Raw genomic sequence first — 24,840 nt, 5'->3', positions numbered from 1 at the left:
CCCGCGAACGAGGATCCAGGCGTAACGACACGCGGGACACGCGCATCCGATTTGCGCTTGGAGTGGGGCGTGGGGGTCGGAAGTTGGTTGACGGTGGGGCGAAGTGGAGTAAGGTGGAGCGCAGTGGAACCAAAGTGGTAGAAGCAGCTCACCTGAGACAGAGAGCCCGCAACGGGGAGGTGGAGCGTGTTCCTCGGAACTCACTTCCCCAAGCTCGACGACAAAGGACGGCTGTTCCTGCCGGCGAAGTTCCGGGACGAACTGGCTGAAGGCTTGGTCATCACCCGCGGTCAGGAACGATCGCTGGCGGTCTGGCCCGAAGCGGAGTTCGTCCAGCTGACCGAGCAGTTGAAGCAGGCACCGATCACCAACAAGGGTGCGCGGGACTACCTACGGATGTTGTTCGCCGGAGCCTCCAACGAGGTGCCGGACAAGCAGGGCCGGGTCACCATCCCGCCGATGCTGCGCGATTACGCGGGACTGGATCGCGACTGTGTCGTCATCGGGGCGATGAACCGGGTGGAGATCTGGAACACGGAGAACTGGAACCGGTACTCCCAGGAGCAAGAGCAGGCGTTTGCCGATCTCTCCGAGGAAGTACTGCCAGGCATCTTCTGAACAAAAGAATGATTCTGCGGCGCGCGAGCACACCGGCCGTCCGGTGAGATCACGGGTCCGACCTCCGACTTCGAGTGTTGACGCCACTTCCCCGGTGCCAAACGACGAAGTACTTCCCCGGACGTCGTACCCGCGATCTGACCGGACGGAGTCATATCCGGCCGTCCTCACACAACGGCAAAGTCACACCACGAAAATCAGGGACCTGCGGGGGCAGGGTCGCTCCCGCAGCGACGAGAAGGGTCGAGCTATGGATGCGTCGGAGCGGCATGTGCCGGTGATGCTGGAGCGCGTGGTCGCGCTACTGGCTCCCGCACTCGCGCAGCCCGGCGCTGTTCTCGTTGATGCGACTCTCGGTCTCGGGGGTCACTCCGAGGCGTTCCTGCAGCAGTTCCCCGACATCCGGCTGATCGGCCTGGACCGGGATCCGGCCGCGCTGCGGCTGGCCGGTGAGCGACTGGCGCCGTACGAGGACCGGACCACGTTCGTGAAGGCCGTGTACGACGAACTGCCCGAGGTGCTCGAGGATCTCGGCGTACCGGCGATCAACGGCATCCTGTTCGACCTGGGTGTCTCATCGATGCAGCTGGACGAGGCCGACCGTGGCTTTGCCTATGCGCAGGACGCGCCGCTGGACATGCGGATGGACTCGACCGGCCCGACCACTGCGGCCGACATCCTCAACACGTACAGCTCGGCCGACCTGGCCCGCATCCTGTTCCAGTACGGCGAAGAGAAGTTCTCTCGCCGCATTGCGGACCGGATCGTGCGGGAGCGCGAGGCGGAGCCGTTCACGAACAGTGCGCGACTGTCCGAGCTGGTGCGCGACTCGATCCCGCAGGCGGCCCGCCGTACTGGTGGACACCCGGCGAAGCGCACGTTCCAGGCGCTGCGGATCGAGGTGAACGGCGAGCTCGAGGTACTGCGTCGGGCACTGCCGAATGCACTGCGGTCGCTGGCGCTGCACGGGCGAATCGTCGTGATGAGCTACCAGTCGCTGGAGGACCGGATTGCCAAGCAGACGCTGGCGGCCGGCACCAAGACTGACGTACCGGACGACCTGCCGGTGATTCCGGCGGGCCATGAGCCGTATCTGCAGATCCTGACTCGGGGCGCGGAGCGGCCGACCGAGGAGGAGCTCGCGGCGAACCCGCGCGCGGCCTCTGTTCGCGTGCGGGCGGCCGAACGCGTCCGGGTGAAGGGAATGGTGGTCCGATGAGCACTGTGTTCAGCCCGCAGAAGGCGCGGGTCCAGCCGGCCGTAACTCCCACCAAGCGGTCGGAGCCGAAGCTCCGCGTCGTGTACGGCGCTCCGTTCCGCCCACCGCGGATGCCGTTCGTCATCTTCGTCGTGTCGCTGCTGGCGGCCGGACTGATCGGCCTGCTGCTGCTCAACACCGAGCTGCAGCGGGGCACCTTCGGAATCACCAAGCTGAACGACCAGGCCGGCCAGTTGCGCGACCAGCAGGAGCAGCTGGAGAAGGAAGTCCGGGCGCTGGAGTCGCCGCAGAACCTGGCGGACCGCGCGCTGAACATGGGCATGGTGCCGAACCCGAACCCGGTCTTCCTGCGGCTGGGCGACGGACAGGTGCTCGGCGTACCGAAGGAAGGCAAGGCCGGAGCTGGTAAGGCGATGTTCGGGCCTGGCACGCCGGACGGCGTGAAGCCGTCGACTCCGCCCGCCACCAAGCCGCCGGTGAGTGCAGGTAAGCCGCCGGCCAGTACGCAGACCAACAAGCCGCCGGCGGGCGGGCAGCCGCCGAAGCCGCCGAACACCCAGACGAGCAAGCCGCCCGCCAACACGACCACCGGGGGATGATCGGATGACGGACCGACGGGGTAACGAGCCGCCACGCAAGGGCGGATCAGGCCGCGGCACTCCGCCGCGCTCCACCCCGTCCCGTCCGTCACCGGCTACGGACCGCACGCGCGCAACGCCGCAGCGTCCCGAGTCCACTCGGGAGCGCCTGCTCCGCCAAGCGCGTGAGCAGGAGGCGGCCCAGCGGGCTCAGGCGGAGCCACGCCGTCCGGTGAAGAAGGCCGTCGCCAAGAAGGCCGTCGCCAAGAAGGCGGTCGCCAAGAAGGCGGTCGCCAAGAAGGCGGTCGCCAAGAAGGCCGCACCGGCCAAGCGGGTGCCGCCACGCGACGGTCGCCCGGTGCCACGCCGTACTGGCACTGAAGGCGGCCCGCGCAGGGCACCTGCCAAGAAGACGGCTGCCAAGAAGTCCACCGCACGCAAGCGCCCGCCGCAGAACCGTCCGCAGCCACGACCGAAGAAGCCGCGCGAGAAGAAGCCGCCGCGGACGCTGAAGCTGGGCCGCTCGACGCTGCGGCTGCGGCTGACCTTCGGCGTGATGGCGTTCGTGCTGTCGCTGTTCGCCGGTCGCCTGGTCCTGCTCCAGGGCGTGGACCCGGACAGCTACGCGCTGGCGGCGAGCAAGGAGAACAGCAAGCCCTACGTCCTGCACGCGTCGCGTGGCTCGATCACCGATCGCAACGGCGTGGAGTTCTCGGTCACCGAGGACACCGTCAGGATCACGGCGGACCCGAAGCAGACCAAGCCGGTCGCGCAGCAACTGGTGGCGATCCTGGCGCCCAAGCTCGAGGGGAAGGTGACGCGGGCGGAGTTGCTGACCAAGCTCAGCGGCACCGGCCGGTTCGTGAAGCTGGCCGACAAGGTCAGCCCGCAGACGTGGAACGAGATCAACGCTCAGATCAAGGCCGGTAACAAGGAGCTCGCCAAGCAGAACAAGGGCAAGCCGCAGCTCGAGAAGGCGCCGGCGCTGATCGGGGTCTACACCGAGGCGGATCCGACCCGCAGCCACCCGAACGGCTCGATCGCCGCGACCGTCGTCGGCGTGACCGGGGACGACGGCAAGGGCAAGTCCGGTCTTGAGTACGGACTGAACAGCAAGTTGTCCGGCCAGGACGGCAAGGCGGTGTACGAGGTCGACCGCAACGGCAACAAGATCCCGAACGCGAACCACACGGTCGAGGAGCCGCGGCCGGGTGTCGGCGTCCAGCTGACCCTGGACTCCGACCTGCAGTGGGTCGCGGAGAAGCGGATCCAGGAAGCGGTCCAGAAGTACCACGCCAGCGGCGGCACGGTGATCGTGACCGAGGTCAAGACCAACCAGATCCTGGCGATGGCCAACTACCCGTCCTTCGACCCGAACGGGAAGTGGAAGCTGGGTGACTTGAACAACCCGGCCCTGGAACGCACCTACGAGCCGGGCAGCGTGCAGAAGGTGGTCACGATGGCGGCGCTGGCCGACGCCGGGCTGATCGACCTGAACACCAAGCTCAAGGTGCCGGGCACCATCAAGCTGCCGGGCGGCCGGGTCAAGGACCACTGGGACCACGGCGACCTGAATCTGACCATCGCCGGGGTGATCGCGAAGTCGTCGAACGTCGGCACGATCATGGCCGCGCAGCAGATGCGGATCCCGACGTTCGTGAAGTACTTGCACGACTTCGGTTTCGGTGAGCCCACCGGCCTGAACTTCCCCGGCGAGAGCAAGGGCCGGCTGATGGCCGGCGACGAGTGGCCGGAGATGACCCGGGCGAACGTCGCATTCGGTCAGGGCCTGTCCGTCAACGCCGTCCAGGAGGCCTCCGCGGTCAACGCGGTCGCCAACGGCGGTGTCTACGTGCCGCCGCAGCTGGTCCGGAACTGGATCGAGCCGAACGGCAGTCTGACCCCGGCCGAGACTGCCCCACCGCGCCGTGTGGTGAGCGAGAAGGCCGCCAAGGAGGTCGCCACCATGATGGAGGCGGTGACCGCGGAGAAGGGCACTGCGCCGCAGGCGGCGATCGACGGCTACCTGGTGGCCGGCAAGACCGGTACGGCGCAGCAGGTCGACTCCGCGTGCGGTTGCTACCAGAAGTGGGCGACTTCTTTTGCCGGATTTGCTCCTGCCGACAACCCACGGTTCGTTGTGTACGTCGTACTGCACGACCCGACAGGTGCTCGGGGTGGTGGCTTCCAGGGAGGTCCGGTGTTCCGGGACGTAATGAGTTTCGCGCTGCAGAAGTACGCGGTGCCACCGACGGGGGCGAAGCAGCAGAACGTCCCGATCACCTGGTGACCCACCCGGTGACACAGGGTGAGGTAGGTGTCGCAGGGCCCGGAGCGGTAGCCTCTGGGCCCGTGTCCACCCCTACCGCCGCAGGCGGTGCCGTAGCAGCGATCAGACCCCGGCACGTGGTGCCGGTGGCCCTCTCCGACCTGGCGTTCCTCGTCGGGGCAGCCGCCCCTGACCGGCCGGTCGAGATCACCGGAGTCACGCTCGACTCCCGTTCCGTCTTCCCCGGCGACCTGTACGCCGCGTTGCCCGGTGCGAATACGCACGGCGCAGCGTTCGCCGCCAAAGCGGTCGAGGCGGGAGCAGCCGCCGTACTGACCGACCCGACCGGTGCGGAGCGCGCTCGGGAGACCGGTCTGCCGGTTCTGGTGGTCGACAAGCCTCGTGACGTGCTCGGTGCAGTCGCAGCGCAGGTCTACGGTGAGCCGACGAGCCAGATGCGGCTTCTCGGAATCACTGGGACGAACGGCAAGACCACTACGAGCTTCCTGCTCGACTCGGTCCTGCGGCGCCTCGGCCCCGTCGGGATGATCGGGACCATCCAGACCCGCATCGGCGAAGAGGTCGTGAAGAGCGTCCGGACCACTCCGGAGGCCACCGACCTGCAGGCCCTGTTCGCGGTGATGCGTGAGAACGACGTGCAGTGGTGCTCGATGGAGGTCTCCAGCCACGCGCTGGCGATGGGGCGGGTGGACGGCGCGCGCTACGCGGTGGCTGGCTTCACCAACCTCACGCAGGACCACCTGGACTTCCACAAGACGTTCGAGGAGTACTTCGCCGCCAAGGCGTCGCTGTTCACGCCGGAGCGGTGTGATCTGGCAGTGGTGAACATCGACGACGAGTACGGCCGCCGCCTCGCCGCGCAGACCGTCGTACCGCTGGTGACCGTCTCTACGACGCGTGCGGCCGACTGGACGGTTGCTGACACGCACCAGTCCGACCATGGCACGACTGTCATCGACATCCAGGGTCCCGGCGAGACGCTGACGGTGGAGATCACCCTGCCGGGCGACTTCAACGTGGCGAACGCCCTACTCGCCACAGTGATGCTGCGGCAGGTCGGTGTCTCCGCTGAGGCCATCGCCGACGGACTGCGAGACGCCGCCGTACCAGGGCGGATGGAGCGATTCGTCCGGGAGGACGGTGTCGCCGTGATCGTCGACTTCGCCCACACAGCGGATGCGGTCGCTCTGGCGCTGCAAGCGGCGCGTAGCGCAACCAAGGGCCGGCTGTTCGCTGTGGTGGGCTGCGGTGGTGACCGTGACCCCGGCAAACGCCCCGCCATGGGCGCAGCAGCAGCCCGTACGGCGGATGTCGTGATCATCACTGACGACAACCCCCGCAGTGAGGACCCGGCGAGTATTCGGGCCGCTGCGGTCGAGGGCGCCCGGCAGGCAGTTCCGGATGTCGACCTGCACGAGATCGGCGACCGTCGGCAGGCGATCGCCACTGCGATCGAGCTGGCCGGTCCGGGCGACACAGTCGTCGTACTGGGCAAGGGCCATGAGACAGGCCAGGAAGTCGGCGGTGTGATCCACCCGTTCGACGACCGCGAAACCGTGCGTGAGCTGTTGGAGGCAGAGCAGTGATAGGCGTCAGGTGCGAGGAGATCGCCGCGGCGGTCCAGGGCGAGCTGGTGGGGGTGGACCCCGGAGCCGTCGTCGACGGCGCCGTGGTGACCGACTCCCGCGAGGCCGTCCCGGGCGGGCTGTTCGTCGCCCTGCCCGGTGAGCGTGTCGACGGCCACGACTTCGTGGCCGCGGTCACGGAGGCCGGAGTCACCGTCTCGCTCACGACCCGCCCGGTCGAGGGCTTCCCGTGCATCGTCGTGGCCGACGCCCAGAAGGCGCTCGGCGACTTGGCCGCGCTGGTCATCAGCCGCCTGCCGGATCTGACGATCATCGGCTTGACCGGTTCATCAGGCAAGACCAGCACGAAGGACCTGATTGCCCAGCTGCTCGCGCCGTACGGGCCGACGGTGGCGGCGATCGGATCGCAGAACAACGAGATCGGCCACCCGCGGACGGCGCTCAAGGCTGACCTGTCGACGCGCTTCCTGGTCGCCGAGATGGGCGCCCGGCACGTCGGCGACATCACCTACCTGTGCCGGATCACGCCGCCCAAGGTCGGCCTCGTGCTGAACGTCGGGCATTCGCACATCGGCGAGTTCGGCAGCCAGGACGCGATCGCCGTCGCCAAGGGTGAGCTGATCGAGGCAGTGCGACCGGGCGGGACCGCCATCCTGAACGCCGACGACCCGCGCGTGGCCGCCATGGCCGATCGGACCCAGGAGGCCGTGGTCACCTGGGGGGAGAGCGCGGGCGCGGATGTGCGCGCCGCCGACGTCGAGCTCGACTCGCTCGGCCGGCCGGGCTTCACGTTGCTGATCGGCGGCGAGGAGCACGCGGTGCAGCTCCAGGTCGTCGGCGAGCACCAGGTCGCGAACGCGCTCGCCGCGGCGGCCGCCGTACAGGCTGTTGGCCTGACTCCGGAGCAGATCGCCGCAGGCTTGAGCAAGGCGACGGCTGCCTCGAAGTGGCGGATGGAGGTGACCGAGCGCGCAGACGGCGTGACGATCATCAACGACGCGTACAACGCCAACCCGGAGTCGGTGCGAGCCGCGCTCAAGGCGTTGGTCGCGATCGGCCGGGCCCGCAAGGCCCGCACCTGGGCCGTGCTCGGCCCGATGGGTGAGCTGGGCGACAGCCACACCGAGGAGCACGACGGCATCGGCCGCCTGGCCGTCCGGCTGGATGTGCAGCGGTTGCTGGTCGTAGGCGAGGAAGCCCGCCCGATCCACCTCGGTGCGTCGCTGGAAGGATCGTGGGGCAACGAGTCGGCGTACGTCGGCACTATGGACGAAGCGCTCGAGCTGCTGGGCAAGGAACTGCAGCAGGGTGATGTAGTGCTGGTGAAAGCATCCCGGTACGTCGGGCTCGACAAGCTGGCGACCGCGTTGCTCAAGGAGGACGCGCAGTGATCTCGATCCTGTTCGGCGGTGCCGTCTCGATGGTGCTGACCCTGATCGGTACCCGGTGGGCGATCGCGCTGCTGGCCAAGCGCGGCTACGGCCAGGAGATCCGCACCGACGGGCCGACCTCCCACCACACCAAGCGCGGTACGCCGACGATGGGCGGCACGGTCTTCATCGTCGCGACCATCATCGGCTACTTCGCGGCCAAGCTGTTCACGATGACCGAGCCGACTGCGTCCGCGCTGCTGGTGCTCTTCCTGTTCGCCGGTATGGGTGCGGTCGGGTTCCTGGACGACTTCATCAAGATCTTCCGGCAGCGCAGCCTCGGTCTACGGAGCAAGGCGAAGCTGGCCGGCCAGACGGTGATCGCGGTGACGTTCGCGGTCCTCGCGCTGCAGTTCCCGGACGGACGGGGTCAGCGGCCGGCGTCGCCGTTCATCTCGTTCATCCGTGACATCAGCTGGTTGCACCTGTTGCCAGTTCTGATCGTGATCTGGATCCTGCTGCTGATCAACGGCATGTCGAACGGCGTGAACCTGGCCGACGGTCTGGACGGTCTGGCCACCGGCGCCTCGATGATGGTCTTCGGCGCGTACACGCTGATCTGCATCTGGCAGTTCAACCAGAGCTGCGCGACCGCGCCGGGCTCGAAGTGTTACGAGGTCCGAGATCCACATGACCTCGCGGTCGTCGCAGCTGCGTTGACCGGCGCACTCTTCGGCTTCCTGTGGTGGAACGCGTCACCGGCCAAGATCTTCATGGGCGACACCGGATCGCTGTCCCTGGGCGGCGCCGTGGCCGGCCTCGCCGTGATGACCCGCACCGAGCTGCTCGTACTGCTGCTCGGCGGTCTGTTCGTCATGATCACCGCCTCGGTGATCCTGCAGGTCACCTGGTTCAAGGTCACCAAGCGCACCTCCGGAGTGGGCAAGCGCCTGTTCCGGATGGCGCCCCTGCAGCACCACTTCGAGATGCTCGGGTGGGAGCAGGTGAACGTCGTGATCCGGTTCTGGATCATCCAGGGCCTGTGCGTCGTGATCGGCCTCGGCCTGTTCTACGCCGAGTGGGTGGCGGGATGACCGAGCCGGGTCTGCAGTGATCTCGATCCTGTTCGGCGGCGCCGTCTCGATGGTGCTGACCCTGGTCGGCACCCGGTGGGCGATCGCGCTGCTGGCCAAGCGTGGCTACGGCCAGGAGATCCGGACCGACGGTCCGACCTCGCACGCCACCAAGCGCGGTACGCCGACCATGGGCGGACTGGTGTTCATCATCGCCACCGTCATCGGGTACTTCGCGGCGAAGCTGTTCACGATGACCGCGCCGACCGCTTCGGCGCTGCTGGTGCTGTTCCTGCTCGTGGGGTGTGGCGCGGTCGGGTTGCTGGACGACGCGATCAAGATCTTCCGGCAGCGCAGCCTGGGGTTGCGGAGCAAGGCGAAGCTGGCCGGCCAGACGATCGTTGCGGTGACGTTCACCATCCTCGCGCTGCAGTTCCCGGACGGGCGCGGTCAGCGGCCGGCGTCGCCGTTCATCTCGTTCATCCGCGACATCAGCTGGTTGCACCTGCTACCGGTGCTGGCCGTGATCTGGATCCTGCTGCTGATCAACGGCATGTCGAATGCCGTCAACCTGGCCGACGGTCTGGACGGGCTTTCGGCCGGTGCCTCGATGATGGTGTTCGGCGCCTACACCCTGATCTGCATCTGGCAGTTCAACCAGAGCTGCGCGACCGCGCCAGGGTCGAAGTGCTACGAGGTCCGCGATCCCCATGACCTGGCCGTGGTCGCGGCTGCGTTGACCGGCGCGCTGTTCGGCTTCCTCTGGTGGAACGCGTCACCCGCGAAGATCTTCATGGGCGACACCGGCTCACTGTCACTGGGTGGCGCGCTGGCCGGTCTGGCGGTGATGACCCGCACCGAGCTGCTCGTGCTGCTGCTCGGCGGACTGTTCGTCATGATCACCGCCTCGGTCATCATTCAGGTCACCGTCTTCAAGGTCACCCGGGCAGCGACCGGGGTCGGCAAGCGGGTCTTCCTGATCACACCGATCCACCATCACTTCGAGATGCTCGGCTGGGAACAGGTCAATGTGGTGATCCGGTTCTGGATCATCCAGGGTCTGTGCACCGTGACCGGCCTCGGACTCTTCTACGCGGAATGGGTAACCGGATGACGCTGACCAATCGCACCGACGACGGCTGGGACACCACCCGCTTCGTCGTCCTGGGCTTCGGTACGGCGGGCTACGCGTGCGCCGACTCGTTGATCCAGGCCGGTGCCGAGCACGTGATCGTCGTCGACGACCGCGACAACGAGGCGCTCCGCGAGAAGGCGGAGATCCTCGAAGTTCTCGGCGCGACCATCACGCTCGGCGAAGGCAGTACGGCGACACTCCCGCCGGACGTCGACATCGTGGTGACGTCTCCCGGCGTACCGCCGTCGGCGCCGTTGCTGGCCCAGGCTGCCGAGCGTGGCGTCCCGATCTGGAGTGAGATCGAGCTGGCCTGGCGCCTGCGCGATCCCGCCAACGCCGCGCCGTGGCTGTGCGTCACCGGGACGAACGGCAAGACCACGACCGTGCAGATGCTGACCGCGATCCTGACCGCGGCCGGGCACCGGGCAGTTGCCGCAGGCAACGTCGGGCTTCCGCTGCTCGAGGCCGTCATGGACCCCGAGCCGTACGACGTGATCGCGGTCGAGCTGTCGAGCTACCAACTGCACTTCACGCATTCGATGTCGGCGCACTCGGCCGCCGTACTGAACCTGGCGCCGGACCACATCGACTGGCACGGCTCGATGGACGCCTACGCGGCGGACAAGGGCCGGATCTTCACGAACTGCCAGGTCGCGTGCATCTACAACGTGGCCGACAAGGTCACCGAGCACCTGGTCGAAGAGGCCGACGTGATCGACGGCTGCCGCGCCGTCGGCTTCACCCTCGGTATGCCGGGCCTGTCGATGGTCGGCCTGGTCGAGGATCTGCTGGTCGACCGTGCATTCGTCGAGCAGCGGCAGACCTCGGCACTCGAGCTCGCCAAGATCGAGGACGTCAACCCACCGGCTCCGCACAACGTGGCGAACGCTTTGGCCGCGGCCGCGCTGGCCCGGGCGTTCGGCGTACCGGCGGCTGCTGTTCGCGACGGGCTGCGGGGCTTCACTCCCGACAAGCACCGGATCGCGCACGTGGCAGAGGTTGCCGGGGTCAACTATGTCGACGACTCCAAGGCCACCAACCCGCATGCCGCGCAGGCGTCTTTGCTCGCCTACGACCACGTCGTGTGGATCGCCGGGGGACAGGCCAAGGGTGCGACGTTCGACGACTTGGTGATCGCGGCGAAGGACCGGCTCCGGGCCGTAGTCCTGCTGGGACAAGATAAGGCTGTGATCGCGGAAGCACTTGAGCGACACGCTCCAGATGTCCCGAGGATCGTCGTCGAGTCAACGGACACTGGAGCAATGGAGATCGTGGTGGGGGAAGCGGCGAAGGTGGCACAGGTGGGGGACACCGTGCTGCTGGCGCCAGGCTGCGCATCCTGGGACATGTTCGCCAACTACGGAGCCCGTGGGGACGCCTTCGCCGAAGCCGTACGCGCCCTCGCGGACTGACCCGGGGGTGATCGCGTGACATCGATCGCCGACGGAGCCGGCCGGGACAAGCCGGCCCCTGAACGGGTCGCTGAACGCCCCTGGATCGCTGCGATCCGCGAGGTGCTCGACCGACCGCTGACGTCGTACCACATCCTGCTCGGGGCGACCGGCCTGTTGCTGGTGCTCGGGCTGCTGATGGTGCTGTCGGCATCGAGCGTGCTGTCGCTGCGGGCGAACGGAAACAGCTACACGATCTTCATTCGGCAGCTGATCTGGGTCGGTGTCGGCCTTCCGATGGCGTACGTCGCCTCCCGGATGACGCCGCGGCACTTCCGGATGCTCGCCTACATCGCGCTGCTCGGCGCCGTGCTGCTGCTGGTGCTGACGTACGTGCCGGGTCTCGGTAAGGGCGTCAAGGGCAACAACAACTGGCTGACCCTCGGTGGTCCGCTGCAGATCCAGCCGAGTGAGTTCGCCAAGCTCGCGCTGGTGATGTGGTGTGCCGATCTCTATGCCCGCAAGCAGAAGCTGCTGACTCAGTGGAAGCACCTGCTGGTGCCGATGATCCCGGTCTGCGGCCTGATCATCGCGCTGGTCGTCGGCCAGCACGACCTAGGTACGTCGCTGGTGCTGATGTCGATCATGATCGGGATGATCTGGGTGGTCGGTGCGCCGACCCGGCTGTTCATCGCGACGATCGCGGTGGTCGGCCTGATAGCGACGTACTTCGTCACCACGGCCAGCCACCGGCTGGACCGGGTCACGTCGTTCATGAACCCGTTCGCCGACCCGACCGCGATCGGCTGGCAGGCCTACCACTCGTTCTACGCGCTCTCGACCGGCGGCTGGTGGGGCGTCGGGATCGGGAACAGCCGGCAGAAGTGGGGCAACCTGCCCGAGGCGCACACCGACTTCATCTTCTCGGTGATCGGTGAGGAGCTCGGCCTGTTCGGGTCACTCACCGTGCTCGCGCTGTTCCTCACCCTGGCCTACGCCGGGTGCCGGATCGCGACCCGGAACACCGAGCCGTTCGTCCGCTATGCGGCCGCCGGAATCACGGTCTGGATCATGGCCCAGACGCTGGTCAACCTGGGCGCCGTGATCGGACTGCTACCGATCGTGGGAATTCCGCTCCCGCTTTTGTCGTACGGTGGTTCCGCACTGCTGCCGACGCTGATCGCGATCGGCATGCTGCTGTCCTTCGCGAAGGTCGAACCCGGTGCGCAGGCCGCTCTCAAGGAGACGAGACGGCCGCGGTTCCGGTTTCTGGCCACCTCGCGTTCGTCCTGACAAGTAGAGCTGCGGAGCGTTGAAAGCTGTGCCGAGTATTGTCCTGGCCGGTGGCGGTACCGCCGGTCACACCTCCCCCCTGATCGCCACTGCCGACGCCCTGCGCCGGATCGACCCGACCATCGAGATCCTCGCCCTCGGCACCGAGCGCGGGATCGAGACCCGGGTCGTCCCCGAGGCCGGGTACCGCCTCGAGCTGATTCCGCCGGTCCCGCTGCCGCGCAAGCCCACGCCGGCCCTGCTCGCCGTCCCGGGAAAGATGCTGGCCTCGGTCTCCGCGGCCCGCAAGATCCTCGACGAGGCCAAGGCCGACGTACTGGTCGGCTTCGGCGGCTACGTGTCCACCCCGGCGTACGTCGCGGCCTGGCGCCGCAAGACGCCGATCGTGGTGCACGAAGGCAACGCCGTGCCCGGTATCGCGAACAAGTTCGCGGCCAAATACTGCACGCAGCACGTCATCACGTCGTTCCCCGGCTCCGAGCTGCCCCACGCCCAGTACGTCGGCCTGCCGATCCGCCGGGCGATTTCGACGCTCGACCGGGCTGCGGTCCGCGCCGAGGCGCAGGCGTTCTTCGGGCTGAACCCGGAGCTGCCGACGCTGCTCGTGACCGGCGGCTCGCAGGGCGCGCAGCAGCTGAACAACGCATTCGCCGGTGCCGCTGCGGATCTGCAGTCGGCCGGCGTGCAGGTTCTGCACGTGATCGGCCCGAAGAACTCGCTGGAGGTCGCGCAGACCGGCCCAGCGCCGTACCGGGTGCTTTCGTACGTCGACCGGATGGACCTCGCGTATGCCGCGGCCGACCTGGTCGTGTGCCGCTCGGGGGCCAACACGGTGACCGAGGTCTCCGGTGTCGGCCTGCCCGCGATCTACGTTCCGTTGCCGCACGGTAACGGTGAGCAGCGACAGAACGCCAAGCCTGTCGTGGATGCGGGCGGCGGCCTGCTCGTCGACAACGCCGAGGTGACTCCGGAGTGGGTGCGGGCGACCGTGCCGCAACTTCTGCACGACTCTGCGCGTCTGACAGCCATGTCCACTGCAGCGACAGGCGTCATCCGTACGGACGCCGACGACCGATTGGCGCAGATCATCCTGGATGTGGTGAGGTCGGCCTCGTGATCGTCACGTCTCCTGACACCCTGCTACCGGCTGAGAAGCTCGGCAGAGTGCACTTCGTAGGAATCGGCGGCGCCGGGATGTCCGGGATTGCCCGGATCATGGCGTCGCGAGGTATCGAGGTGTCCGGCTCGGACGCCAAGGACGGCAAGGTTCTGGCCGCCCTGCGCGCGCTGGGCGCCACCTGCTGGGTCGGCCACGCGGCCGAGAACGTGGCGAACGTGGACACCGTCGTGGTGTCGACCGCGATTCGTGAGACCAACCCTGAGGTCGTTGCTGCGCGCGCTGCCGGGATTCCGATCCTGCCGCGCGCTGCGGCGCTCGCCTCGGTGATGGTCGGCCGCCGGACGATCGCGGTCGCCGGTACGCACGGCAAGACGACCACCACGTCGATGCTGACGGTCGCGTTGCAGCACTGCGCCGTCGATCCGTCGTACGCGATCGGTGGCAACCTCAACGAATCCGGCTCCAACGCCCACGACGGTACGGGCGATCTGTTCGTCGCCGAGGCCGACGAGTCGGACAAGTCGTTCCTGACCTATGCGCCCGAGGTGTCGATCGTCACGTCGGTCGAGCCGGATCACCTGGACAACTACGGTGACGAAGCGTCGTACCGGAAGGCTTTTGAGGACTTCACGGCTCGCGTGCTGCCCGGCGGGTTCATGGTGATCTGCCATGACGACGAGGGCGCGCGGAAGCTGACGGCGTACGCGCGGGAGCACGGGATCGACGTCCGGACGTACGGCGAGTCCGATGATGTCGACCTGCAGGTGACCGAGCTCACCGCGACCGGAGCGACGCAGTCGTTCGTGCCGGTCTACCGCGGGCGGAAGTTGCCGATCGTGCACCTGCAGCAGGCGGGTAAGCACAACGCGCTGAACGCCTCGGCAGCACTGACGGTGGGGCTCGGGCTCGGCTTCTCCGCGGCCGACCTGGCCGAAGGGCTCGCGTCCTTCACCGGGACCGGACGGCGGTTCGAGTTCAAGGGCTTCGAGGACGGCGTTCGCGTCTTCGACTCGTATGCGCATCACCCGACCGAGCTGACGGTCGACCTGATCGCGGCCCGGCAGGTGGCGGGGGAGGGGCGCGTGATCGCGTGCTTCCAGCCGCATCTGTTCAGCCGGACGCGGATCTTCGCGGCGGCGTTCTCCGAGGCGCTGGCACTGGCCGACGAGGTCGTGGTGATGGACGTGTTCGCGGCCCGCGAGGACCCTGAGCCGGGTATCACCGGGGCGTTGCTGGCCAACCACGTGCCGCTGAAGCCGGAGCAGGTGCGGTTCGAGCCGTCGTGGTCCGCCGTACCGCAGCTGGTCGCGGATCTCGCCGTACCGGGTGATCTCGTGGTCACCATGGGGGCAGGGGACGTGTCGCTGATCGGCCCGGAAGTCGTTGGTTTGCTGGCCGAACGGGCTGCCCTCCGCGAGTCTGCGCCAGTCTCTTCCGAGCCTGTGCTGAAGTAATTGCGTGGGGTTTTTTCAACGTAAGGTTGCTGCATGAGCCAGAGCGCTGATCTGGCTCGGGCTCAGCAGCGGTTCGCGCGCCGGCAACGGCTGGTGCGCTGGCGAAGCTGGTTGCCGTGGGCGATCGGTGGTGGGGTGGTTCTGCTCGGCGGCCTGGTCGTCTGGCTGTTCTACTTCTCCGCCGCGTTCGCTGTGCAGGGCGTTCGGGTGAGTGGTGCCGATACGGTGCCGGTGGCAACGATCGAACAGGCTGCCGCGGCACCGCTGGGTACACCGCTGGCGAAGGTCGAGCTGTCGGCGATCGCGACCCGGGTGCGGACGATCCCGGCCGTGGCGGACGCGCAGGTGACGCGGGCGTGGCCGAACAAGGTGGTGATCGTGATCACCGAGCGAGTGCCGGTGGTCGTGGTGACCGACGGCACGCGGTACGAGTTGGTGGATGCGACCGGGACGTCGTTCAAGACTTCGACGACCCGGCCGACCGGGTTGCCGGAGGCCAAGGTGACGGGTCCGCGGCGTGAACAAACGATTCGTTCAGTGGTGACGGTTTCGGCGGCTTTGCCGGAGGTGTTGCGGGGTCAGGTGGGGTCGATCACGGCGGCTTCGCCGGACTCGATCACACTGAACCTCGGTGGTGGCGTGAAGGTTGTCTGGGGGAGCTCCGACGACAGCGCGCGCAAGGCCGAAGTACTCACTGTGCTGATGAAACGCAAAGCTGTGGTGTACGACGTCTCGGCGCCCGATCTCCCTGTCACCAAAGGCGAAAGTGTCATTGGTGGGCGCTGAAGCGTCTCACGACGGCGAGGCGCGTGGACTTTGCTGTCAAGGGTCCCGTACGGTGCGACGTAATCTAAAGTTGACATAAGTCTAAGTATTCAGTTGAGGTTCAGTCTTTTCGCTGGACAACGGGAACAGCACGAGGCGAGAGGCGCGGACTGTGGCGGCACCGCAGAACTACCTGGCACTCATCAAGGTCGTCGGTATCGGCGGAGGCGGCGTGAACGCCGTCAACCGGATGATCGAGCACGGCCTGAAGGGCGTTGAGTTCATCGCCATCAACACGGACGCGCAAGCGTTGTTGATGAGCGACGCGGACGTCAAGCTCGACATCGGCCGCGAGGAGACCCGCGGCCTCGGCGCCGGGGCGAACCCGGCGATCGGGCAGAAGGCCGCGGAAGATCACGCCGAGGAGATCGAGGAGGCCCTCAAGGGCTCCGACATGGTCTTCGTCACTGCCGGTGAAGGCGGTGGAACCGGCACCGGCGGCGCCCCCGTGGTGTCCCGGATCGCGCGCTCGCTCGGGGCGCTGACGATCGGTGTGGTGACGCGGCCGTTCTCGTTCGAGGGCAAGCGCCGCGCGACCCAGGCCGAAGACGGCATCGCCGCGCTTCGCGAAGAGGTCGACACCCTGATCGTCATCCCGAACGACCGGCTGCTGACCATCTCTGACCGCGCGGTGTCCGTGCTGGACGCCTTCAAGCAGGCCGACCAGGTGCTGCTGCAGGGTGTCTCCGGTATCACCGACCTGATTACGACCCCGGGTCTGATCAACGTGGACTTCGCGGACGTCAAGGCAGTCATGTCGAACGCCGGCTCCGCGCTGATGGGCATCGGCTCGTCGCGCGGTGAGGACCGCGCGGTCGCCGCCGCCGAGGCAGCGATCTCGTCTCCGTTGCTGGAGGCAAGCATCGAGGGTGCGCACGGCGTGCTGCTCTCGATCGCCGGCGGGTCCGACCTAGGCCTGTTCGAGATCAACGAGGCGGCCCAGCTCGTCTCGGAGTCGGCACACACCGACGCCAACATCATCTTCGGTGCGGTCATCGACGACGCTCTCGGCGACGAGGTGCGGGTCACCGTGATCGCGGCCGGGTTCGACGGTGGGATGCCGAAGCGCCGCGAGCAGGCGATGAACCAGGCTCGTTCGCAGTCCCGGCCGGCCACGACGCCGCCCGCTCAGCAGCAGCCGCCGGTTCAGCAGGCTCAGCAGCAGCAGCCGCCGGCACAGCAGCCGTCGTACTCGGAGCAGATGTCCGCTCCGGCTGCACCGCCGGCTCAGCAGCCCGCACCGGCACAGCAGACGCCGCCGCCGGTTCAGCAGCCGGCCCAGGCTCCCGTGAGCCAGCCGGTCGCCTCGCCGTACCCGACGTCGCCGACCGACGACACCGTCCCGGTCCCGACACAGAACGAAGGCCGTCCGGTCCAGGGCACCACGCACTCGGCGCGCCCGCAGGCCGGTGAGCCGGTTCGCACCGTGCAGCCGACCCAGCCCGCACCGGCCACGCAGAACACCTGGCCGACCACCGGACCCAGCACCTCAACACCCCCGCCGCAGCAGACGCGCCCGGCCGCTCCCGTCCGCCCGGCCCCCAAGCCGGATCCGGCCGAAGACGACCTCGACATTCCGGATTTCCTGAAGTAACTGTCAGGTGCGCGGGTAGCCTTTGGTCGTGTTCAGTTACGACGCGGTTCATGGTGCTGCCCGCTTCGCCGTCACCGACCGCTTCGGCGGGACCAGCCAACCGCCGTACGGCGAGCTGAACCTCGGTGGCTCCGGTGAGCTGGGGGAGGACGCCGAGCGGATCGGCGAGAATTTCCGCCGGGTCGGAGCGGCCTTCGGGGTCGCTCCGGAGTACGTCATCCGGGTGAGTCAGGTGCACGGACGTGATGTGCACGTCATCCGGCCGGGCGACCCGATTCCGCTCAACCCGGTGCCGCGCGTCGACGCGATCGTGACCACCCGCACGGACATCGTGCTCGCGGTCCGGGCCGCTGACTGTCTGCCAGTTCTGCTTGCTGACAGTGAGAACGGCATCATCGGTGCCGCTCACTCCGGACGACCCGGCATGTACGTCGGTGTTGCGTCCGCCACAGTGGAGGCGATGCGCGCCCTCGGCGCCGACCGGATCACTGCGGTCCTCGGGCCGAATGCGTGCGGCAACTGCTACGAGGTGCCCGAAGCGATGCGGGCCGAAATCAGCGAGCGGGTGCCGGCGTCGTACTCGGAGACAAGCTGGGGGACACCGGCGCTCGACGTGGCGGCGGGAGTCAAAGCACAGCTGACCGAGCTCGGTGTCGACGTGATCGAGGACGCGCGCGGCTGCACGATGGAATCGGAGAACCTCTACTCGTACCGCCGCGAAGGCAAGCAGAGCGGTCGTCTGGCCGGTCTGGTGAAACTCGTATGAACCGAGAGCAAGAGCTCCGCGACAATCTGCAACTGGCACAGGAACGGATCGAGAAGGCCTGTGTGGCGGCCGGGAGAGCTCCGCAGGAGGTCACCCTTGTCGCGATCACTAAAACCTTCCCAGTCAGCGATGTGGCGGCGCTGGCGGCCCTCGGAGTGGTGGACGTCGGGGAGAACCGCGAGCAGGAGCTCAAGGTGAAGGCGCCGGAGCATCCGGAACTCACCTGGCACTTCGTCGGGCAGTTGCAGTCGAAGAAGGCTCGCTCGGTCGTCCGGCACGCGTCTGTCGTGCATTCGGTGGACCGGTTGTCGCTGGTCGGCGCGCTGTCGAAGGCCGCCGTGGCCGAGGAAAAGACGCTCCGATGCCTCCTGCAGGTGAGCCTGGCATCGTACGGGCCGGACGGCGCCGCGACCGGGGCTGACCGCGGTGGGGTGGCACCGGCCGACGTACCGGAGTTGGCTGCTGAAGTCGCGGCCGCGGACGGTCTGGAGCTGGCCGGGGTGATGGCGGTCGCGCCGCTCGGATCCGAGCCTGACAAGGCGTTCGCCGGTCTGCAGGAAGTGGCCGCCCGGCTACGCTCCGAACACGCCGCGGCCACCTGGATCTCGGCCGGCATGAGCGGCGACCTCGAGGCCGCGATCCGGCATGGAGCGACACATGTCCGGCTCGGGCGCGCCTTACTCGGTACGCGTCCTTCACTCGGTTAGTGTCGACATCGAGCAAGATTTTTCTTGCTCGCCGTTGTCGTCGACACCGGATCGAGAGGCTGGAGGGCCATGAGCGGCGCACTGCGCAAGATGGGTGTGTACCTCGGCTTGGTCGAGGACGGGGAGCGCTACAACGCTCGGTACGACGACGAATACGACGACGAGTACGAGTACGACGACGAAGCCGCCGACGGGGATACCCCCGAGACCGAGCCGGTTCCGGCCGGCCGGGAGAGCCGCGAGCGGCCGGAATCCCGCCCTGAGCAGCACCAGGGGCGCGAGGAGCCGGGCGGCACGGTCAGCAAGTTCCCAGAACGACGCGGTGTCGCACCGTCCCCGGAGGTTACCGAGTTGGCCCGCATCACCACCGTGCACCCGCGCAGCTACAACGAGGCGCGTGTGATCGGTGAGCACTTCCGCGACGGCACGCCCGTCATCATGAACCTGACCGAGATGGACCACGCCGACGCCAAGCGTCTCGTGGACTTCGCCGCCGGCCTGATCTTCTGCTGCCGCGGCTCCATCGAGCGGATCACCACCAAGGTGTTCCTGGTCTGCCCGCCGAACGTGACGGTCGCCGCGGAGGAGAAGGAGAAGATCGCCGCGGACGGGTTCTACAACCAGAGTTGATCGTGGTGGCCCCGGTGACTTCCCGCGTCTTCTACACTCGTTGACGACATGGTTGCTCTAATGCTCGTCCTCAGTGTTCTCAGTTGGGTACTGCTCGCCTTCTTCTTGATGCTGGTGGCGCGGTTCGTACTCGGACTGATCGTCATGTTCGCGCCGCAATGGCACCCGAAGGGGCCGTTGCTGCTCCTTTTCGAGGCCATCTACTCGGTCACCGACCCAGCTCTGCGTCCGCTCCGGCGGATCCTGCCCCCGATCGGGGCCGGCGGGATCCGGATCGACCTGTCGATGCTGATGCTGTTCGTCATCGTCTCCGTGGCGATGTCGATCAACTCGACCGCCCTGAACTCGCTGCGGGTCGCCGGGATATAGCGGTTGGGACGGGGTAGGTAGAGTCTCGGAGAACAGAAGTCCTCGACCGTTGTCGCCCGCCCGGATTCCGTCACAACACAACGAAGCGATAACGTGATCTACTGAGTCGCCGAGGTGAAGACCACGGGGACTCCGCCAAGACACAGACAAACGAGGTGAAAGATGCCGCTGACGCCGGATGACGTCCGCTCGAAGCAGTTCACGCCCGTCCGACTACGGGAGGGCTACGACGTCACAGAGGTCGACTCCTTCCTCGACGAGGTGGAGGCCGAGCTTGAGCGCCTTCTCGCCGAGAACGAGGAGCTGCGGGCCAAGCTCGCGGCCGCCCAGCGCGCCGGGGCCGGACAGGAGCGGCCGGTCGACCAGACCGCCGCGCTGCCGCCCGTCGTGCAGCAGCCGAAGCCGCAGCCGGTGGTCGTCGAGAAGCCGATCATCGAAGAGAAGCCACCAGTCGTGGTGCCCGCGGTAGTAGCCGCGGGGGCTGCTGCGGCAGCAGGGACCGTCGGCGACGCGTCCAGCTCCGCGGTGCGGCTGCTGGAGATGGCCACCAAGCACTCCGACGACCTGGTCCAGGAGGCGAAGGACACCGCCGACAAGATCATCGGTGAGGCCCGCGCCAAGGCCGAGCGCCTGGAGAACGAGGCTCGGGGCAAGGCTGACCGGATGACCGGTGAGGCTCGCTCGCGCGCCGAGAAGCTCGACGGCGAGATCGCCGAGCGTCGTGCGCAGATGCTGGGCACCCTGGAGAAGCAGAAGGGCCAGCTGGAGCGCACGATCGACGACCTGCACGCCTACGAGCGCGAGTACCGCAGCCGGTTGAAGACGTACTTCACCGAGCAGCTCAAGGCACTGGGCAACGGCGACGACACGCTGAGCCCGCGCAACGGATTCCGTCCCGAGGCTCGTGCGCAGGCGCACGGCGGTCACGGAGTCTGAGCATTTAACGTCTGAACCTGTGAAGGGGCGGTGCTTTCCGGCAGCACCGCCTCTTCGGCGTGTCCGGATACTTCTGACACACAGTCGTTTCCTGGTGACTGGGTGTCAAGGCCACGCAGACAGCCGCAGTAATCGAGGGTGCTTCCCCAGCCGGTCCTTCGGGGAACACACCTCAGCGCGAGCCCGGCAGTGCGGGCCCGCGCCGTCTAGACCGCCTCGCTCAGGCCTTCGTGAGCCAGTAGGTGAGGTTGAGGTCTGCTTCGGTGCCGGTGGCAAGATTCGCCGCGTCGGCCGGGGTTGAGTGGGTGAGCTCTACGGCCAGGACCTCACGAGCGAGGTCTTCGCTGTGCTTGCCGAGGGCATCGGCCAGTTCGGTGTCGGTGGTGGTGAGCCAGACCTTGATCCGGTCGGACACCTCCAGCCCGGCGGCCTTGCGGGCCTCCTGCAGCGTGCGGACGACCTCGCGGGCCAGGCCGGCCTGCTTGAGCTCCGGGGTGATTTCGAGGTCGAGGGCAACAGTCTCGCCCTGCTCGTTCACCACCGACCAGCCTTCCTTGGGCCGCTCGGACAGCAGCACGTCGGCTTCGGTCACCTCGATCTCAGCGCCGTCGACCACGACGGTCGCCGTACCGGAGGCCTTCAGTGACGCAGCCAGTACGGCGGCATCGGCCGCGGCGATCGCGGCCGCGACGACCGGGGTCTGCTTGGCGAACCGCTTGCCGAGCTCGCGGAAGTTGCCCTTCGCGGAGAACTCGACCAGATCCGCCCCCGCCGACGACAGCGGCTCGACCGAACCGACGTTCAGCTCGTCGGCGATCTCCTGCCGCAGCTCTGCGGACAGATCCGCGATCGCGGCCGATCCGACCAACGCCCGGGACAGAGGCTGCCGCGTGCGGACCTTGGCATCCGCCCGCGCCGACCGGCCGAGCTCAACGACCCGCTTCGCCATCGAGACGTGCTGCGCGAGCACATCGTCGATCAGCCCGGCGTCGTACGTCGGGAAGCTCGACAGGTGCACCGACTCCGCCAGCTCCGGAGTGACCGGGCGGAACACGTCCTGCCAGACCCGCTCGGTCACGAACGGCGTCAGCGGCGCCATCACGCGCGTCAGCACGTCCAGCGTCTCGTGCAGCGTCGCCAGCGCACCGGCGTCGCCGGCCCAGAACCGCCGCCGCGACCGCCGCACATACCAGTTCGACAGCGTGTCGACGAACGAGCTGATCAGCAGACCGAGCTTCTGGGTGTCGTACGCCGCGTAGGCCGCATCCGTGTCGCGGACCAGCCGGTGCGTCTCGCTGACCAGCCAGCGGTCGAGCACCGAGCGCTCCGCCACCGGCGGCACGTCGGAAGGCGACCAGTTGGCCAGCCGTGCGTACAGGGAGTGGAACGCGGCCGTGTTCCAGTAGGTCAGCAGCACCTTCCGGACGATCTCGTTCAGCACGTTCGGACCGATGCCACGCGCCTTCCACGGCGACCCGGAGGCGGCCATGAACCAGCGCACGGCGTCCGCGCTGTGGTCGTCCATCAGCGGGATCGGCTCGAGGATGTTGCCCAGGTGCTTGGACATCTTCCGGCCGTCCTCGGCCATGATGTGCCCGAGACAAACGACGTTGCGGTACGACGACTCGTCGAACACCAGTGTGCCGATCGCCATCAGCGTGTAGAACCAGCCGCGGGTCTGGTCGATCGCCTCGGAGATGAAGTCGGCCGGGTAGGCCTTCTTGAACTTCTCCTGCGACCCCTCGGCCCACGGGTAGCCCCACTGCGCGAACGGCATCGCACCCGAGTCGTACCAGGCGTCGATCACCTCTGCGACCCGGTGCGACTCCTCGCCGCAGGTCGGGCAGGCGAAGGTGATGTCGTCGACGTACGGCCGGTGCGGGTCGGTGGCGCTCAGGTCCTGCCCGGCGAGCTCACCGAGCTCGGCCAGCGAACCGACACACACCTGGTGGTCCTCCGCGCAGCGCCAGATCGGCAGCGGTGTACCCCAGTAGCGCGACCGCGAGACGGCCCAGTCGATGTTGTTCCGCAGCCAGTCGCCGTACCGGCCCCACTTGACCGACTCCGGGAACCAGTTGGTCTTCTCGTTCTCCCGGAGCAGTGCGTCCTTCACCTGCGTGGTGCGGATGTACCAGGAGGGGAGTGCGTAGTACATGACCGGCGTGTGGCAGCGCCAGCAGTGCGGGTACGGGTGCTCGTAGGGGACGTGCTTGAACAGCACACCGCGCGCGTCCAGGTCCTTGACCAGGTCCGCGTCGGCCTTCTTGAAGAACTGGCCGCCCACCAGCGGGATGTCCGCGGAGAACGTGCCGTCGGCCTCGACCGGCTTCACAACCGGCAGACCGTACGCACGGCAGACGATGAGGTCGTCCGCACCGAACGCGGGGGACTGGTGCACCAGACCGGTGCCGTCCTCAGTGGTCACATACTCAGCCAGTACGACGTAGTGCGCCGGCTCGGGGAATTCCACCAGGTCGAACGGGCGCTGGTAGTTCCAGCGCTCCATGTCACGGCCGACGTACTGGCCGGTCACCGTCCAGCCCTCGCCGAGACGGTCGAGCAGCGGCTCGGCCACCACGAGAGACTCGGTCCCGTCGGTGGCGACGACGTACGGGACGTCGGGGTGCACGGCGACGGCGGTGTTGGAGACCAGCGTCCACGGGGTCGTCGTCCAGACCAGCAGCGACGCCTGACCGGCGAGGGGCCCCGACGTGAGCGGGAAGCGGACGTAGACCGAAGGGTCGACGACCGTCTCGTAGCCCTGGGCGAGCTCATGGTCGGACAGGCCGGTGCCACAGCGCGGGCAGTACGGCGTGATGCGGTAGTCCTCGACGAGCTGGCCCTTGTCGTGGATCTGCTTGAGCGACCACCAGACGGACTGGACGTACTCCGGGTCCATCGTCTTGTAGGGGTGCTCCATGTCGACCCAGTAGCCCATCCGGGTGGTCAGCTCGGCGAAGGCGTCGACGTGCCGCAGCACGGACTCGCGGCACTTGGCGTTGAACTCGGCGATCCCGAAGGCCTCGATGTCCTTCTTGCCGTTGAAGCCGAGCTCCTTCTCGACCGCGACCTCGACCGGCAGGCCGTGGCAGTCCCAGCCGGCCTTGCGCTCGACCGAGAAGCCCTTCATGGTCCGGTAGCGCGGGAACAGGTCCTTGAAGACGCGCGCCTCGATGTGGTGCGTGCCGGGCATCCCGTTCGCGGTCGGGGGGCCCTCGAAGAACGTCCAGGGCGCGCCGCCGGCGGACTGCGCAAGGCTCTTGGCGAAGGTGTCTTGCTCGTCCCAGTGGGTCAGGACCTCGCGCTCGAGAGCGGGGAAGTCGACCTGGGCGGGCACCTGCCGCCAGGGAGTGTTCGGGGTCGCCATGTCTCAATCCTTCGTCGCCGTTGACTGCTCGACGAGGGACGGAGTGCCCCTGACCGGATCGGCCGGGCACCGCGCGGTACCACCCTCCTTGGCGGCTTCCCCAGGGGTAATTGGGGGAGTCACCCACTTCCTTCGCGCGCTGCTGCCGGTTCTAATAGGTCGCCAACGGACTGTTCTTCCGGCGGCTCCGGGGTGATGGCCCCATCAACGCCTTGCTGCTCGCGGTTGCCAGTGTACGGCGTCGTACCAGGCAACTACGAATCGTTAATGGGGTGCCGATCGGGGGTACAACCGTGAGAATGCAGCGTGATGTTCACGCAGATGTCACTGAGGGTAGCGGCTGAGATACGGCTGTGACGCGCGGAACATCGAGTGAACTTGAAGAAGCGACTACCGTATGTCCACGGTCTGCGCGTCGGACTGGTCAGGCCTGCCGAGCTGGCCTACTGTCTGCGCCAGTCCGCTTCAGTCTCCCGACGAAGGCAGGGGGTAGCTGTTCATGGCTACGGCTCCCAAGAA

General features: G+C 67.5%; 20 protein-coding genes and 1 pseudogene. 20 read left to right on the top strand and 1 reads right to left on the bottom strand.

Annotated elements, in window-relative coordinates:
* The first annotated feature begins 186 nt into the window (after positions 1-186).
* From mraZ to E1263_RS08850, 20 genes and pseudogenes are all read left to right on the top strand, one after another.
* Complete coding sequence (gene mraZ, locus E1263_RS08940) at positions 187-618, top strand: division/cell wall cluster transcriptional repressor MraZ (protein ID WP_132166723.1); 432 nt, start codon at positions 187-189, stop codon at positions 616-618.
* Between the two features lie 250 nt (positions 619-868).
* The gene (gene rsmH / locus E1263_RS08935; RefSeq protein ID WP_132166722.1) at positions 869-1,837 is read left to right on the top strand and encodes a 16S rRNA (cytosine(1402)-N(4))-methyltransferase RsmH; all 969 of its coding nucleotides are present in this window, start codon (positions 869-871) and stop codon (positions 1,835-1,837) included.
* Entirely contained in the window at positions 1,834-2,436 is a 603-nt protein-coding gene (ftsL, locus tag E1263_RS08930) for a cell division protein FtsL (protein WP_132166721.1), read from the top strand. Before rsmH ends, ftsL begins: the two co-directional genes overlap by 4 nt.
* Positions 2,437-2,440: 4 nt before the next feature.
* Positions 2,441-4,705, top strand: a complete 2,265-nt coding sequence (locus E1263_RS08925; protein ID WP_202868793.1) for a peptidoglycan D,D-transpeptidase FtsI family protein — start codon at positions 2,441-2,443, stop codon at positions 4,703-4,705.
* A gap of 62 nt (positions 4,706-4,767) precedes the next feature.
* Positions 4,768-6,291: a UDP-N-acetylmuramoyl-L-alanyl-D-glutamate--2,6-diaminopimelate ligase gene (locus E1263_RS08920; RefSeq protein ID WP_132166719.1), complete on the top strand. Its 1,524-nt coding sequence runs from the start codon at positions 4,768-4,770 to the stop codon at positions 6,289-6,291.
* The gene (locus tag E1263_RS08915; protein WP_132166718.1) at positions 6,288-7,682 is read left to right on the top strand and encodes a UDP-N-acetylmuramoyl-tripeptide--D-alanyl-D-alanine ligase; all 1,395 of its coding nucleotides are present in this window, start codon (positions 6,288-6,290) and stop codon (positions 7,680-7,682) included. The genes E1263_RS08920 and E1263_RS08915 overlap by 4 nt, the downstream gene beginning before the upstream one ends.
* Positions 7,679-8,755: a phospho-N-acetylmuramoyl-pentapeptide-transferase gene (gene mraY / locus E1263_RS08910; RefSeq protein ID WP_132166717.1), complete on the top strand. Its 1,077-nt coding sequence runs from the start codon at positions 7,679-7,681 to the stop codon at positions 8,753-8,755. Before E1263_RS08915 ends, mraY (E1263_RS08910) begins: the two co-directional genes overlap by 4 nt.
* A gap of 16 nt (positions 8,756-8,771) precedes the next feature.
* Positions 8,772-9,848, top strand: a complete 1,077-nt coding sequence (mraY, locus tag E1263_RS08905; RefSeq protein WP_132166716.1) for a phospho-N-acetylmuramoyl-pentapeptide-transferase — start codon at positions 8,772-8,774, stop codon at positions 9,846-9,848.
* A complete protein-coding gene (gene murD, locus E1263_RS08900; RefSeq protein WP_132166715.1) occupies positions 9,845-11,281 on the top strand; it encodes a UDP-N-acetylmuramoyl-L-alanine--D-glutamate ligase in 1,437 nt (478 codons plus the stop codon). Before mraY (E1263_RS08905) ends, murD begins: the two co-directional genes overlap by 4 nt.
* A 15-nt stretch (positions 11,282-11,296) precedes the next feature.
* Entirely contained in the window at positions 11,297-12,553 is a 1,257-nt protein-coding gene (gene ftsW / locus E1263_RS08895) for a putative lipid II flippase FtsW (RefSeq protein ID WP_132166714.1), read from the top strand.
* A 28-nt stretch (positions 12,554-12,581) separates the two neighbouring features.
* On the top strand, positions 12,582-13,670 hold the full coding sequence (gene murG, locus E1263_RS08890) for an undecaprenyldiphospho-muramoylpentapeptide beta-N-acetylglucosaminyltransferase (protein ID WP_132166713.1): 1,089 nt from the start codon (positions 12,582-12,584) through the stop codon (positions 13,668-13,670).
* Entirely contained in the window at positions 13,667-15,127 is a 1,461-nt protein-coding gene (murC, locus tag E1263_RS08885) for a UDP-N-acetylmuramate--L-alanine ligase (protein ID WP_132166712.1), read from the top strand. Before murG ends, murC begins: the two co-directional genes overlap by 4 nt.
* Positions 15,128-15,160: 33 nt before the next feature.
* On the top strand, positions 15,161-15,913 hold the full coding sequence (locus E1263_RS08880) for a cell division protein FtsQ/DivIB (protein ID WP_132166711.1): 753 nt from the start codon (positions 15,161-15,163) through the stop codon (positions 15,911-15,913).
* 151 nt (positions 15,914-16,064) lie between these two features.
* Positions 16,065-17,134 (top strand): annotated as a pseudogene (ftsZ, locus tag E1263_RS08875) (cell division protein FtsZ); the annotation flags it as partial.
* Positions 17,135-17,378: 244 nt separating this feature from the next.
* On the top strand, positions 17,379-17,546 hold the full coding sequence (locus E1263_RS44310; RefSeq protein WP_420323378.1) for a hypothetical protein: 168 nt from the start codon (positions 17,379-17,381) through the stop codon (positions 17,544-17,546).
* A gap of 28 nt (positions 17,547-17,574) precedes the next feature.
* On the top strand, positions 17,575-18,312 hold the full coding sequence (locus E1263_RS08870; protein ID WP_132166709.1) for a purine nucleoside phosphorylase YfiH/LACC1 family protein: 738 nt from the start codon (positions 17,575-17,577) through the stop codon (positions 18,310-18,312).
* The gene (locus tag E1263_RS08865) at positions 18,309-19,019 is read left to right on the top strand and encodes a YggS family pyridoxal phosphate-dependent enzyme (protein WP_132166708.1); all 711 of its coding nucleotides are present in this window, start codon (positions 18,309-18,311) and stop codon (positions 19,017-19,019) included. The genes E1263_RS08870 and E1263_RS08865 overlap by 4 nt, the downstream gene beginning before the upstream one ends.
* A gap of 69 nt (positions 19,020-19,088) precedes the next feature.
* A complete protein-coding gene (locus tag E1263_RS08860; protein WP_132166707.1) occupies positions 19,089-19,649 on the top strand; it encodes a cell division protein SepF in 561 nt (186 codons plus the stop codon).
* A 48-nt stretch (positions 19,650-19,697) separates the two neighbouring features.
* Entirely contained in the window at positions 19,698-20,018 is a 321-nt protein-coding gene (locus E1263_RS08855; RefSeq protein ID WP_132166706.1) for a YggT family protein, read from the top strand.
* Between the two features lie 162 nt (positions 20,019-20,180).
* Complete coding sequence (locus E1263_RS08850) at positions 20,181-20,954, top strand: DivIVA domain-containing protein (protein ID WP_132166705.1); 774 nt, start codon at positions 20,181-20,183, stop codon at positions 20,952-20,954.
* Positions 20,955-21,174: 220 nt separating this feature from the next.
* Here the strand turns inward: E1263_RS08850 and ileS are convergent, their stop codons facing one another.
* Positions 21,175-24,321, bottom strand: a complete 3,147-nt coding sequence (ileS, locus tag E1263_RS08845) for an isoleucine--tRNA ligase (RefSeq protein WP_132166704.1) — start codon at positions 24,319-24,321, stop codon at positions 21,175-21,177.
* Positions 24,322-24,840: the final 519 nt, after the last annotated feature.

It is taken from the genome of Kribbella antibiotica (genome assembly GCF_004349055.1).
Lineage (GTDB): Bacteria > Actinomycetota > Actinomycetes > Propionibacteriales > Kribbellaceae > Kribbella > Kribbella antibiotica.
The sequence above is the reverse complement of the archived record's forward strand: the minus strand, read 5'-3'. Positions and strand labels throughout refer to the sequence as shown.

Coding starts and splice junctions, on each gene's coding strand:
- rsmH (WP_132166722.1), top strand. CDS start 869: ATGGATGCGTCGGAGCGGCATGTGCCGGTGATGCTGGAGCGCGTGGTC.
- ftsL (WP_132166721.1), top strand. CDS start 1,834: ATGAGCACTGTGTTCAGCCCGCAGAAGGCGCGGGTCCAGCCGGCCGTA.
- E1263_RS08925 (WP_202868793.1), top strand. CDS start 2,441: ATGACGGACCGACGGGGTAACGAGCCGCCACGCAAGGGCGGATCAGGC.
- murD (WP_132166715.1), top strand. CDS start 9,845: ATGACGCTGACCAATCGCACCGACGACGGCTGGGACACCACCCGCTTC.
- E1263_RS08880 (WP_132166711.1), top strand. CDS start 15,161: ATGAGCCAGAGCGCTGATCTGGCTCGGGCTCAGCAGCGGTTCGCGCGC.
- E1263_RS08865 (WP_132166708.1), top strand. CDS start 18,309: ATGAACCGAGAGCAAGAGCTCCGCGACAATCTGCAACTGGCACAGGAA.
- E1263_RS08860 (WP_132166707.1), top strand. CDS start 19,089: ATGAGCGGCGCACTGCGCAAGATGGGTGTGTACCTCGGCTTGGTCGAG.
- E1263_RS08855 (WP_132166706.1), top strand. CDS start 19,698: ATGGTTGCTCTAATGCTCGTCCTCAGTGTTCTCAGTTGGGTACTGCTC.
- E1263_RS08850 (WP_132166705.1), top strand. CDS start 20,181: ATGCCGCTGACGCCGGATGACGTCCGCTCGAAGCAGTTCACGCCCGTC.
- ileS (WP_132166704.1), bottom strand. CDS start 24,321: ATGGCGACCCCGAACACTCCCTGGCGGCAGGTGCCCGCCCAGGTCGAC.